The following is an 11998-nucleotide window of genomic DNA, read 5'->3' as shown; positions in this document are numbered from 1 at the left end:
TGACACCCGGGGCCCTGACCAGAGGCCGCATGGCCAGAACCTGACACCCGGGGCCCTGACCAGAGGCCGCATGGCCAGAACCTGACACCCGGGGCCCTGACCAGAGGCCGCATGGCCAGAACCTGACACCCGGGGCCCGATAGGAGGCCCCTTGGCCAGGACCTGAAACCAGGCCCCTGGCCAAGGGGTGCCCTCAGGACCAGCGTTCTCCGCGTAGCGCCTTGCGGGCCAGCTCCATCTCCAGCTCGATCTTGCCCACCACGCCGTCGTTGCCGACGGGCCCGTGCCCGCCCTCGAAGAAGCGCAGCAGCACGTCACCCCCGGCGGCCCGCAGCCGCCGCGCGTACTCCTCGGCCTGCCGGGCCGGCGTCCGGGTGTCGTAGCGCCCCTGGTTGATCAGCACCGGCGCCCGCACGTCCTCGACGTACGTCATGGGTGAGCTGAGCCGGAACCGTTCCTCGGCGAGCTCGGGCCGCCCGCCCAGGAACCCGCGCCAGGCCGCCTGCAGGGCGGGGTGCATGTCGTCGTAGGCGAGCTTCCAGTCGGCCAGCGCGATGAACGCGAACCCGCCCGCGAACAGGTCCGGGAGCCGGCCGAGCGAGAGCAGCGTCAGGAAGCCGCCGTAGGAGGAACCGGTCATGAACACGGCCGAGGGGTCGGCGACGCCCTCGTCGACCAGCCACCGCCAGGCCGCCTCGACGTCCTCCAGCTCGCGGTCGCCGACGGCTCCCCAGAACCCTTCGCGGAACGTCCTGCCGAAGGTGACGGAGCCCCGGTAGTTCAGCGACGCGTAGGCGAAGCCCTCGGCCAGCCACGCCTGCGCGGCGGGATGGTAGCCGCCCACGTCGGCGAGGTTCGGGCCGCCGTGCACCCGCAGGATCAGCGGCACGGGCCCGGCGGCGTCCTGAGGCGTCGCGACCCACAGTTGCGGCGCGGTCCCGTCCTTGGAGGTGACGGTGACCGAACGCAGCGGGATCCCCGGCACGACATCCCTCGGGGCCATGACGGTGCGCGGCTCGCTCTCGCCCCGGTCCAGGGTGAGCACCTCGAACGGCAGGTCGGCGCGCTGGCGCAGCAGCCGGATCTGACCACCGGGACCGTAGTGCGAGCCCCACTGGTTGGTCACCGCGCACGCCACCTCGGGGAAGAAGTAGGCGCCGTCGGGATGGGGCACGCGCAGCAGCCGGCCCGCCTGGAGGTCGTACTCGTGGACGCGGTGGAGGCCGCCGTCGACGTGGACGAGCAGCAGCCGGGCGCCGTCGTCGGACCAGTCGAGCGGGACGAGTTCGCCCGCCAGCTCGGGCGCGTCGACGTCGGTCCGCTCGCCGGTGAGGGGGTTCCACACGGCGGGCCGCGCGAACCCGGTGCGTTCCGTGCTCACAAGCAGGCGCGGGTCCCCGGCGACCGGCGAGAACCGGACGCCGCGCACGGGCGCGAGCGGCCCGTCGGAGACCGACGCCAGCACCGCGCCGTCGGAGGCGTCGAGCACGGTGACGGCGAAGCGGCGGATGCCGGGGTTGTGGTCGGTGGTGTCGATGCTCGCCAGCGCGCCATCGGCGGAGACCAGGCTGTTCCAGGCCTCGTTCCTGCTGCGGTACAGGCGGTGGGGGCCGGAATCGGTCAGGTGGTAGAGCGTGAATCCCTCGTCGGTGACGGTCGCGATGACGACCGCCGAGCCGTCGCGGGCGACGTCGATGCCGCGGAGCGTGTAGGGAGGCAGCTCGGGTGTGAGGTCCACGGCCTCTCCTTCGGCCGGGCAAGACCACAGATGGCCGACCTCGCCGCCGTCCGCGTCGTGCAGCACCAGCACGGAGCGCCCGTCCGCGGCGGGCACCGGGTTCGCGACGTGCGGCGGCAGGCCAGGCACCCGCAGGCTCTCGCCGGTGGCCGGGTTCCAGATGGACACCTCGGCGTCGCTGAGGCCCGCCGCGTAGATCATTTCGAGGTTGAGGTCGCCGGGACAGGGACGGATGTCCTGGATGATCGGAGTGTTGAAGCGGTCGCGCCAGGCGTCAGAGGACATTGATCAACTCCGGTTTGTGACAGGCGACGCCGTGGCCCGACTCGTCGGTGACGAGCGGGGGGACCTCGGCGGCGCAGATCGGGGCTGCCTTCGGGCAGAGGGTCCGGAAGCGGCAGCCCGACGGGGGGTCGGTCGGGCTCGGTACGTCGCCGCTCAGGATGATCCGGCGGCGGGCGCGCTCGGCCCGCGGGTCGGGGATCGGCACCGCCGACAGCAGCGCCTGGGTGTAGGGGTGGCGGGGACGCTGGTAGAGCTCGTCCGGCGGTCCTTGCTCGACGATCCGGCCGAGATACATGACGGCCACCTCGTCGCTGGCGTGCCGTACCACCGACAGGTCGTGCGCGATGAGCAGGTAGGTCAGGCCGAGCCGGTCCTGGAGGTCCTCCAGCAGGTTGATGACGCCCGCCTGGATGCTCACGTCCAGCGCGCTGACCGGCTCGTCCAGCACGATCACGTCGGGTTCGACGGCGAGCGCGCGGGCGATGCCGACGCGCTGGCGCTGCCCTCCGGAGAACTCGTGCGGGAACCGTCCGGCGTGCAGGGGGTCGAGGCCGACGAGCTCCAGCAGTTCGGGGACGCGGCCGGTGTCGAGGCCGTGGGTCTCCAGCGCCTCGGTGAGAATCGCCCGGACGGTCATGCGGGGGTTGAGCGAGGCGTACGGATCCTGGAAGACCATCTGGATGCGCCGCCGCGACCGGCGCAACCGGGCGGACGGCAGCGCCGTGAAGTCGGTGTCGTCGAGGAGCACCTGGCCCGAGGTCGGTTCGACGAGCCGTACCAGGCAGGCGGCCAGCGTGGACTTCCCGCAGCCGCTCTCCCCGACGAGCCCGAGCGTCTTGCCGCGCTCGATCCGCAGCGACACCCCGGAGACCGCCTGCACGGTGCCCGACCGGCGGCGGAACGCCCCCGCGCGTACCGGATAGGTCTTGACGAGGTCCGTGACCCGCAACGCCGTCATCGCGGCCGCACCTCCTCCAGCTCGGCCGCACGCAGGCAGGACGCCGTGTGCCCGGCGCCGATCGGGACCGGCGAGGGGACCGTCGTGTCGCACAGACCGGAACGGGCGTGCTCGCAGCGCGGATGGAACGGGCAGCCCGCCGCCCGCGAGGGCTGGCCCGGGATCTGGTAGAGCCGTTCGCCGTGCCGGGCGTCGAGCCGGGGGAGCGAGGCCAGCAGGCCCCTGGTGTAGGGGTGGGCGGGCGTGTAGAAGATCGGTTCGACGGCGGCCTCCTCGGCCTTGGTGCCCGCGTACATCACCAGCACCCGGTCGGCGACGCCGGCCACCACGCCCAGGTCGTGGGTGATCAGCATGAGCGCGGTGGCCGTGCGCCGCTGGATCCGTCTGATCACGTCCAGGATCTGCGCCTGCACGGTCACGTCGAGGGCGGTCGTCGGCTCGTCGGCGATGAGCAGATCCGGTTCGTTGGCGATGCTCATCGCGATCATGACGCGCTGCCGCATGCCGCCGGACAGCTCGTGCGGGTACTGGCTCGCGCGCTCGGCCGGCGAGGGGACGCCGACCAGGTCGAGGAGTTCGACGACGCGCTCACGCAGGGCGGGGCGGGTGACCGAGGCGTCGTGCACGCTGATGGCCTCGGCGATCTGCGCGCCGACGGTGTGCACCGGCGTGAGTGCGGTCAGCGCGTCCTGGAAGATCATCGCGATGCGGCTGCCCCGCAGTGTGCGCAGGTCGGATTCGGAGCGGCCCAGGAGCTCCTCGCCGCGGAACCGGATCGACCCGGTGACCCGGGCGCGGCCGGGCAGGATCCCGAGCACCGCCATCGAGGTGACGCTCTTGCCCGAGCCCGACTCGCCGACGATGGCGAGCGTCTCGCCGGGCGCGACGGAGAACGACAGCCCGGTGACGGCCGCGACCGTGCCGCCGTCGGTGGGGAGCTGGACGGTGAGGTCGTCGACCTCCAGCAGGGCGTTCACGGGCGGGCTCCCTTCGGGTCGAAGGCGTCTCTGAGGCCGTCGCCGAGGAAGTTGATGGCCAGCGCCGTCAGGAGGATGAACAGGCCGGGGAAGTACAGCAGGTAGACCTTGCCGGTGCCGATCAGCCCGGACGCCTGGCTCAGCAGGTTGCCCCAGCTGGACTCGGGGGGCTGCACGCCGTACCCCAGGAAGGAGAGCGTCGATTCGACGATCACCGCGCTCGCCGCGCCGAGGGAGGTGCTGACGGCGATGACACCGGTGAGGTTGGGCAGGATATGTCGCACGATGATGCGCCATTTGGTGACGCCGAGCACGGTCGCGGCGGCGATGTACTCCTTCTCCCGCAGTGACAGCACCTGGCCGCGGACGATCCTGGCCACGGTGGTCCAGCCGATCGCCGCCAGCACCGGGACGATCACGACGGGCGAACGGCCGGCGCCCTGGAGCACGACCGCCAGGACCACGATCGCGGGCAGGACGATGAACAGGTCCGTGATCCGCATGATGATCTCGTCAGCCCAGCCGCCGAAGAAGCCCGCGGCGGCTCCCAGCGCGGTGCCCACCACGGTCGCGAGCAGGGCGACGCACAGGCCGATCGCGAGCGAGATCCGGCCGGCGTACAGCAGCTCGGTGAGGTAGTCGCGGCCCAGCTCGTCGGTGCCGAACCAGTGCGCGGCCGACGGCGGCACCGGCCCGAGGAGCAGGTTCTGGGCGCCGCGCTCGTAGGGAGCGATCAGGTCAGCGCCGAAGCAGCCGACCAGCAGGAGCACCAGCACCGCGAGCCCGGCGACCGCCAGACGGTGACGCAGGAACCTCCGGCGGGCCAGCTGCCACGGGGTGAGTTCCGCCGCTGTCATCGCAGTCTCACTCTCGGATCGAGTACGGCGTAGGCGAGGTCGGCCAGCAGGTTGAACACGATCACGACCACCGCGATCACGAGCGTCCACGGCACCAGGACGAACACGTCGCCGGCGAGCAGGGAGTCGAGGAACAACCGGCCCATGCCCTGGATGGCGAAGATCTGCTCGGTCACGACGAGCCCGCCGAACAGCAGGCCGGCGTCCACGGCGGTGACGCTGACGAAGGGACCGAGCGCGGTGCGCAGGGCGTGCCGCGTGACGATCCGGCGTTTCGGCACCCCCTTGGCCCGCGCGGTCCTGACGTACTCGCTGGTGAGGGCGTCGAGCATGGTGGCCCTGGTGAACCGGCTCCAGCTCGCCACCAGGCCCACGGTCAGCGTCAGCACGGGCAGGACGAGGTGGCGCGCGTAGTCGAGCGGGCCGCCGCCGTCGGGGGAGTGCAGGCCCACGAAGTAGAGCGGGGGATCGGTCAGGCCGAGCAGTTCCTGCGGCCAGGCCGCGAGGATCTGGATGAGGATCAGCCCGAGCCAGAACGGCGGCATCGCGACCCCGAGATAGGACAGCCCGGTGAAGGCCAGGTCGCCGGCGGAGTACTGGCGCACCGCCGAGTAGACGCCGACGGCCAGCGCGATCACCGCGGCGACCAGCACACCCCAGACGATCAGCTGCAGGGTGGTGCCGAGGGCGGGCAGGATCAGGCCGTGGACCGGGCCGGCCGTGCGCGAGCTGACTCCCCAGTCGCCGGTGACGAACCGGGTGAGCCAGTGCCAGTACTGCACGGGGATCGACTGGTCGAGTCCGAGCCGCTCGGCCGCGCGGGCCAGCGCGCCGGCATCACGCCCGCCGCGCAGTCTGGCCAGCGGGTCGAAGGCGATCCTGACCGCCCAGAAGAGCAGGAAGGAGGCGATGAGGACGACGGGCACCGAGTAGAGCAGCCGCCGTGCGAGGTAGGCGAGCATCGGCGTGTCAGCTCGCCAGGCCCCACTGGGCGAGGTTCCAGAACGGACCGCGCGCGGGGTCGACGGCCAGCGGGCCGCCGATCTTGTTGTTCCACAGCAGGATGTTGGGGATCACGTCGAGCGGCAGGAGCGCGGCCGAGTCGGCGAGGAGCTTGTCCGCCTGACGGGAGATCTCGACGCGTTTGGCCTCGTCGAGCGACGACGCGGCAGCGCCGAGCACCCTGTCGAGGCCGGGCAGGTTGACGCGGGACATGTTGAGCCCGGAGTAGCCGTTGCCTTCAGATGGCACCGCGCCCGATGAGAAGGACGCTTCGAGCGAGGGCTGGGGGAAGGTGTCGACGAGGGTCCACAGGCCCATCTGGAAGTCGCCCTTGGGGAGCTTGCTCGCGAACAGGTCCGTGGCCGAGGTGTTGTCGATCTTCACCTCGAAACCGGCGGCGCGCAGTTGCTCCTGCAGGATCTGCTCGGTCAGCTCGCGGCGCTTGTTGCCGGTCATCGTGCTGACGGAGAACGCCGCCCGGTTTCCCGCCTTGGCCCAGATGCCGTCGGATCCCTTGGCCCACCCGTCGCCCCGCATCAGGGAGTCGACCTTGGCCAGGTCCGGGGTGTACTGGGCGAAGTCGGTGCCGCCGTAGCGGCCGACGAGCGGGGTGTGCGCGCTCTGGGCGGGTTCGGTGACGCCGAGCGCGCCGTACAGGCGGGTGACGACGGCCTTGCGGTCGATCGCGTGCGACACGGCCTTGCGGAACGGCACGGCGTCGAAGGGCGCCTTGGCGTTGTTGAACCAGATCGCCTCAAGGTTGCCCGACTCGGGATCGACGAGAGAGCTCGCGTTGGACAGCCCGCTCTTGATCTGGTCGATCGAGTCGAGCTGGGGCGTGGGGTAGAGCGCGTCGAGCTGGCCGGTCTTGAACGCCTGGAACGCCGCTGCGGTGTCGGCCGTGAACTGGAAGGTGACCTTGTCGAGCTTGGGCTTGTCGCCCCAGTAGTTCGGGTTCGGCACGAGGACGGCGGAGACGCCCTTCGTCCAGGACTCGATCTTCCACGGGCCGCCGCTCCAGGTGTAGCCGTCCTTCATCAGGGCACTGCGGTCCTTGCCCTTGAGCAGGTGGCTGGGGAGCAAGCCGCTGCTGTCGCTGAACAGGCCCTTCCAGCTCGCGTACGGAGCGTCGAAGGTGACGACCGCCGTCTTGGGGTCAGGAGTTTCGATCTTGGCGATGTGGCTGTATCCGGTCCGGTTCAGGACGTCCTTGCCGTCGCGGATCGCCAGTGCCGTATAGGCGAAGTCCGCCGACGTGATCGGCTCGCCGTCCGACCAGACGGCCGCCGGGTTGATCCGGTAGGTGACCTTCTGCGGCGGCCCGGCGGCGACCTCGGGCTCTGACGCCATGACGTTCGTGGCCGCGAGCCCCCACGTGCCGTCGACCTTCCTGGGCTCGAACACCCGGGGGATCGTCGGGATGTCCATGATGAACGTGCCCCAGATCGAGGTGGCGCAGCTCGCGATCCAGTCGGTGCAGTCCGGTTCCTGCTCGGCGCCGATGACGATGCTTCCCCCCTGGCGCACCGGCGCGCCCGTGGCGGGGCGGGCGTCGGACTTCAGGGCCGTGCCGGTGCCTCCGCTCGTGCACGAGGCCGCGAGGAGGGCGAGGGCGGTGAGCCCGACTGCTCCGAGTCTGAACCTGGTGCTCATGCTCTGACCTTTCTGGGGGGCGATGAGAGGGAGAGTATGGGCAAGTCAGAAGCCAGGCAAGAGTATTAGGCATGTTTATAGTCATTCGCGTTGACTATGCTTTAGCCTCGCACTGCGATCAGGTGGTGCGAAAATGCGTGGGTCGACGAGGGAGGCTTTGGTGGCAGGACGCCAGTCGAAGGAGAAGGGTTCCAAGGCGGAGGCGCGCCCACGCCGCGCGCGTGACAGCCTCAACCGGGAGGTGATCCTCGCGGCCGCCGAGAAGATCGCTCTGCGCGACGGACTGGACGCGCTGACCTTCCAGGAGCTCGGGGCCGAGCTCGAGGCCCACCCGACCTCGCTGTACCGCCATTTCAAGGACAAGGACGAGCTGCTGCTCGAACTGGTCGACGGTCTGCGGGCGCGCTCCTACGGCGGCACCGTCACGCCCACCGACGACTGGCGGGCCGACCTGCGCGACATCGCCCAGCGGGTACGCGAGCACTACCTCCGCTACGCGCCGTTCGCCCAGCAGATGGTCATGCGCACCACGCGACGGCCCACGGAGTTCTCCAGCGTCGACTTCACCCTCGACGCGGTACGGCGGGCCGGGGTGGCCGATGAGGAGGTGGCGGTCGTGCAGCGTGCGTTCGGCAGCTTCGTGCGTTCCGTGGCGAGCCTGGAGGCGGCCGTCCACGCGCTCGACCCGGAGGTGCGGCGCAGGGACGAGCTCGCCTGGCAGGTGGAGTACCGGCAGCTGGACGCCGGCACCTACCCCGCCATCGCCCATCACGCCGACCGGCTCCCGAGCCTCGGCGGCCCGTCCGCCTTCGACGTCGGCCTGGAGATGATGCTCGACGCGATCGAGGTGCGCGCCGAACGGTCACGGGCGCGTCAGCGTGCCGATCAGGGCGGCGACGAGCCGGGCCCGGTCGGCGAGTGAGGCCAGCTCGACCCACTCGTGCTCGGCGTGGGCGCCGTCGCCCAGCGGGCCGAGCCCGTCGAGCGTGGGGATGCCCAGCGCGCCGGTGAAGTTGGCGTCGGACGCTCCGCCGACCGCGACCTCGTCGGGATCGGGCAGTCCGAGGTGGGCCGCCGCCTTGCGGGCCGCCGCGTACAGCTCCCGGGAGCTCACCGGCTCCAGCGGCGGACGGTTGATCTCGCCGTGGACCCGGACCGCCGCTCCCGGGACGGTGGGGGCGAGCTCGCGCAGGCGCTCGTCCACGCGCGCCAGCTCCGCCAGTTCCCAGGCGCGGACGTCCACGCGCAGATGAGCCTGAGCGGGCACGGTGTTCGTGGCGGTGCCCGCGCTCGCGACCGTCGGGGTGACCGTCGTGCCACGCGCCGGGTCGGCCAGCTCCGACACGGCCACCACCTGCGCGGCGAGTTCGAGCAGCGCGTTGACCCCGCGCTCCGGCTCCAGCCCCGCGTGGGCCGCCCTGCCGGTGATCTCCACGCTGTAGAAGGCCCCGCCCTTGCGCGCCGTCTTGAGCGCTCCCGCCTGACTGGGCTCCAGCACGAGTACGGCGTCGCGGGCCCCGGCCATCTCCTCGACCAGCGCCCGCGAGGTCGGCGAGCCGATCTCCTCGTCGCCGGTGATCAGGACGCTCACCGAGCCGGGATCGCGGCACCCGGCGAGCGCGGCGAACGCCGTCACCAGCCCGGCCTTCATGTCGAAGACCCCCGGACCGTACGCCCGACCGCCTTCGGCACGGAACGGACGGTGGGCCGTGGTGCCGAGCGGCCACACCGTGTCGGCATGCCCCAGCAGCAGCACCCCGCCCTCGGCGGGCGCGCGCCACAGCAGGTGCGGGGTGCCGCGCACCGTGACGACCTCCGCCGTCCTGCCGAGCACCGGCTCTCCCCAACTGCGCATCAGGGCGTAGCAGCCCTCCAGTCCTTCCGCGTGACCGGACGGCGACTCGACGCCCACCAGGGCGGACAGGCGCTCGGACAACAAGGCGTGATCCATGGCCAGAACTGTAGTCATGGCCATTGACTACCTCAAGGGCTATAGGCTTGACCAGCCCGGCGATAACCGTTCGCCGGACGGCCGTGATCGCGAGGCGTTACCTTTCCATCACGGGCTGAACCTGCCGAAGGCGAGGGCGCGCATGGACGAGTCGGGCAACCTGCCCACCGAACTGGCGAGCTTCGTAGGACGTACGGCGGAGCTGACCGTCGTCGGAGAGCTGCTGGCATGGGCCCCGGCCATCACGCTGACCGGACGTCGCCAGGGCACGCCAGGACACCGAGCAGCGGATCGCCGAGGTCATCGGCGGCGCCACGGCCCCGGCCTTCCGTTCCGGGCTGCACGGCCACTGGCCATGACATCGGGATGACACGGTTTCAGCCGGCCGACTCCGTGGACCTATGGCTGGACCTTTCCGGTTTTCAGGGCGTGGGTGATGGCGCCGATGGCCTGGGCGGTGGCGGCGCGTGCGGCGCGGGTGCCGCTGACGGGGTCGAGCATCATGAAGTCGTGCAGCGTGCCGTTGTAGCGGACGCTGGTGGTCGGCACGCCAGCCGCGGTGAGCTTGCGCGCGTAGGCCTCGCCCTCGTCGCGAAGGACGTCGTTCTCGTCGACGATGACGAACGCGGGCGGCAGCCCCGTCAGGTCCTCCAGCGACGCGCGCAGCGGAGATGCGGTGATCTCGGCGCGCTGGGCCGGGTCGGTGGTGTAGGCGTCCCAGAACCACTCCATCGCCTTGGCCGTCAGGTACGGGCCGTCGGCGAACTCACGGTAGCTGGCGGTGTCCTGGGCGGCGTCGGTGACCGGGTAGTACAGCGACTGGTGGATGAAGGTGACGTCGCCGCGGCGCTTGGCCAGGATGGTCAGCGCGGCGGTCATGTTGCCGCCGACCGAGTCGCCGGCGACCACCAGCCGGGAGGCGTCCAGTCCTTCCCCGGCGCCGTTCCGGGTGATCCACTGGGCGGTGGCGTAGGCCTGCTCGATCGCGACCGGGTAGCGGGCCTCCGGGGAGCGGTCGTACTCGACGAACACCACCGCGGCCCCCGTTCCCACGGCGAGCTCGCGGACCAGCCGGTCGTGCGTGCCCGCGTTGCCCAGCACCCAGCCGCCGCCGTGGACGTACAGGACCACGGGCAGGACACCCGTCGTCCCGGCGGGTTTGACGATCCGCACCCGCACGTCACCGGCCTCGGCCGGGACGGTGATCCACTTCTCGTCGACGTCCGGCTTGGCGATGGGGCCGGCCTGGAGGTCGTCGAGCACCTTGCGGGCGCCCTCGGTGCCGAGCTGGTACAGGAACGGGGGCTTCGAGGTCGCGTCGGCGAGATCCTGCGCCGCGGGTTCAAGGATGTAGTCGTTCATGCGGACTTCTCCGTTTCCGTCGCCCGTCGTGGAGCGACTCGTCTACTTAGACCGGGCAGCACCCGGATCTGTGACAACGGAGTTCGCGCTGGTCATTGCTGGTCCCGGCCCCCCGGACGCGCCAGGAGAAGGCTCACGATGTGGGGCTCGTAGGATGCGGGCCCGGCCACGATCTGTTCCTTGATCAAGGTGACCCCGGGCCTGCCGGAAAGGTCGACCGCCTTGAACCTGGTGATCATCTTCTTGTCCCGGTAGCTCAGGATCAGGCGGTTCTCGTCGTACCAGCCGTAGAACTCGGTGAACAGCCCGGCGGTCAGGCGGAAGACGACGGCGCCGGTCCCGGCCCGGACGACGCGAATGTACGTCGGTCCGCCCAGGGGCCTCTCGTCCACGGTGACGAAGAGTTCGCCGGAAGGCGAGAACGCCCTGAGGCCGTGTTCTTCCGCCAGCCGGCCGACGTCCTGGTAGACGCGCTTGCGGGTCCCCCGCAGATCGTAGAGCTCCAGAAGGTCCTTCCCCGCCGTGCGGTGCGTGAGCACTCCTGCCGAGTCGGGCGCCCAGCTGAACGAGCCGATGAGATCGGCCTGTGCGCCCGGCCGGGCCGTGCCGGCCTTGACCAGCCGCGGCTTGAAGCCGGCCAACGGGAGCACCACGAAGCCGATCTGCGTGGGGTAGACGAATGCCCCGTCCTGCTCGGGCTCGGGCCGGTATGCCGTGAACAGCAGTGACTCGCTGTCCGGCGACCAGCTCGGCGCGCCCGTGCCGGCCGGCAGCCGCACCGGCACCCGCCGGCCGGATCGCCGGTCGACCAGGGTGACCTTCCGGACGAGTGTCCGGACGTCACTGAGACCTAGGTACTTGTACGGATGGCCCGGGTACTCCCAATCCACCCGCCATCGCCCGTCTGGCGACAGGTCCTCCGGCCTGCCGGACACCTTGACGAACGTTCCGCCCTGCCTCCGGTAGATCGCCTCGTGCCGGTGGCCCAGCACGACATAGCCGGTCACCTTGACCGGGGCGGAGGCGGTGTTGAGCTCGGCGCGGGTGCCCGGCAGCCGCACCCACGCGCCCTCCGCGGCGACCGGAGCCGGCGTCGCCGCCAGGACACCCAAGATCGTTAACGCGGCCAGCAGTCTTCTCGTCATCGGTTGCTCCCGTCCTCGGCTTCGCACGCTTGGACGCCGGAACATCGGTGATCGTTCTGCCTGCCGGTAA

The 11998-nt window shown here is 71.0% G+C and carries 11 protein-coding genes; 2 read left to right on the top strand and 9 right to left on the bottom strand.

Features of this window, described 5'->3' with window-relative positions; translation table 11 throughout:
• Positions 1-193: 193 nt before the first annotated feature.
• From HNR40_RS24400 to HNR40_RS24380, 6 genes are read right to left on the bottom strand one after another with little or no spacing between them, the layout of a single operon-like run.
• Positions 194-2023 (bottom strand): S9 family peptidase, encoded by a 1830-nt coding sequence (locus tag HNR40_RS24400; RefSeq protein WP_221340752.1) that lies wholly within the window; start codon positions 2021-2023, stop codon positions 194-196.
• The gene (locus HNR40_RS57335) at positions 2013-2981 is read right to left on the bottom strand and encodes an ABC transporter ATP-binding protein (RefSeq protein ID WP_184965068.1); all 969 of its coding nucleotides are present in this window, start codon (positions 2979-2981) and stop codon (positions 2013-2015) included. Before HNR40_RS57335 ends, HNR40_RS24400 begins: the two co-directional genes overlap by 11 nt.
• The gene (locus HNR40_RS57330) at positions 2978-3958 is read right to left on the bottom strand and encodes an ABC transporter ATP-binding protein (RefSeq protein WP_312896494.1); all 981 of its coding nucleotides are present in this window, start codon (positions 3956-3958) and stop codon (positions 2978-2980) included. The genes HNR40_RS57335 and HNR40_RS57330 overlap by 4 nt, the downstream gene beginning before the upstream one ends.
• The gene (locus HNR40_RS53695; protein ID WP_221340751.1) at positions 3955-4815 is read right to left on the bottom strand and encodes an ABC transporter permease; all 861 of its coding nucleotides are present in this window, start codon (positions 4813-4815) and stop codon (positions 3955-3957) included. Before HNR40_RS53695 ends, HNR40_RS57330 begins: the two co-directional genes overlap by 4 nt.
• Complete coding sequence (locus HNR40_RS24385; protein ID WP_184965064.1) at positions 4812-5777, bottom strand: ABC transporter permease; 966 nt, start codon at positions 5775-5777, stop codon at positions 4812-4814. The genes HNR40_RS53695 and HNR40_RS24385 overlap by 4 nt, the downstream gene beginning before the upstream one ends.
• Positions 5778-5784: 7 nt before the next feature.
• The gene (locus HNR40_RS24380; RefSeq protein WP_184965062.1) at positions 5785-7470 is read right to left on the bottom strand and encodes an ABC transporter substrate-binding protein; all 1686 of its coding nucleotides are present in this window, start codon (positions 7468-7470) and stop codon (positions 5785-5787) included.
• Between the two features lie 160 nt (positions 7471-7630).
• Here HNR40_RS24380 and HNR40_RS24375 point away from each other — a divergent pair, with 160 nt between their 5' ends.
• Complete coding sequence (locus HNR40_RS24375) at positions 7631-8392, top strand: TetR/AcrR family transcriptional regulator (protein ID WP_221340750.1); 762 nt, start codon at positions 7631-7633, stop codon at positions 8390-8392.
• Here HNR40_RS24375 and HNR40_RS24370 read toward each other — a convergent pair.
• On the bottom strand, positions 8333-9421 hold the full coding sequence (locus tag HNR40_RS24370) for a M20 family metallopeptidase (RefSeq protein ID WP_184965058.1): 1089 nt from the start codon (positions 9419-9421) through the stop codon (positions 8333-8335). The genes HNR40_RS24375 and HNR40_RS24370 overlap by 60 nt on opposite strands.
• A 16-nt stretch (positions 9422-9437) precedes the next feature.
• Here HNR40_RS24370 and HNR40_RS24365 point away from each other — a divergent pair, with 16 nt between their 5' ends.
• Complete coding sequence (locus HNR40_RS24365; RefSeq protein ID WP_184965056.1) at positions 9438-9791, top strand: hypothetical protein; 354 nt, start codon at positions 9438-9440, stop codon at positions 9789-9791.
• A 29-nt stretch (positions 9792-9820) separates the two neighbouring features.
• Here the strand turns inward: HNR40_RS24365 and HNR40_RS24360 are convergent, their stop codons facing one another.
• Both HNR40_RS24360 and HNR40_RS24355 read right to left on the bottom strand, forming a co-directional pair.
• Positions 9821-10783 (bottom strand): alpha/beta hydrolase, encoded by a 963-nt coding sequence (locus tag HNR40_RS24360; protein WP_184965054.1) that lies wholly within the window; start codon positions 10781-10783, stop codon positions 9821-9823.
• 92 nt (positions 10784-10875) lie between these two features.
• Complete coding sequence (locus tag HNR40_RS24355; RefSeq protein WP_184965052.1) at positions 10876-11928, bottom strand: TolB-like translocation protein; 1053 nt, start codon at positions 11926-11928, stop codon at positions 10876-10878.
• Positions 11929-11998: the final 70 nt, after the last annotated feature.

It is taken from the genome of Nonomuraea endophytica, from assembly GCF_014203235.1.
GTDB lineage: Bacteria > Actinomycetota > Actinomycetes > Streptosporangiales > Streptosporangiaceae > Nonomuraea > Nonomuraea endophytica.
Note: the sequence above shows the minus strand (reverse complement) of the source record. Positions and strands in the feature narration are given on the sequence as shown.

Excerpts from the sequence above, each read along its gene's own strand:
- HNR40_RS24400 (WP_221340752.1), bottom strand. The coding sequence starts at position 2,023 with ATGTCCTCTGACGCCTGGCGCGACCGCTTCAACACTCCGATCATCCAG.
- HNR40_RS24360 (WP_184965054.1), bottom strand. The coding sequence starts at position 10,783 with ATGAACGACTACATCCTTGAACCCGCGGCGCAGGATCTCGCCGACGCG.
- HNR40_RS24365 (WP_184965056.1), top strand. The coding sequence starts at position 9,438 with ATGGCCATTGACTACCTCAAGGGCTATAGGCTTGACCAGCCCGGCGAT.
- HNR40_RS24355 (WP_184965052.1), bottom strand. The coding sequence starts at position 11,928 with ATGACGAGAAGACTGCTGGCCGCGTTAACGATCTTGGGTGTCCTGGCG.
- HNR40_RS24380 (WP_184965062.1), bottom strand. The coding sequence starts at position 7,470 with ATGAGCACCAGGTTCAGACTCGGAGCAGTCGGGCTCACCGCCCTCGCC.
- HNR40_RS24370 (WP_184965058.1), bottom strand. The coding sequence starts at position 9,421 with ATGGATCACGCCTTGTTGTCCGAGCGCCTGTCCGCCCTGGTGGGCGTC.
- HNR40_RS53695 (WP_221340751.1), bottom strand. The coding sequence starts at position 4,815 with ATGACAGCGGCGGAACTCACCCCGTGGCAGCTGGCCCGCCGGAGGTTC.
- HNR40_RS24385 (WP_184965064.1), bottom strand. The coding sequence starts at position 5,777 with ATGCTCGCCTACCTCGCACGGCGGCTGCTCTACTCGGTGCCCGTCGTC.
- HNR40_RS57335 (WP_184965068.1), bottom strand. The coding sequence starts at position 2,981 with ATGACGGCGTTGCGGGTCACGGACCTCGTCAAGACCTATCCGGTACGC.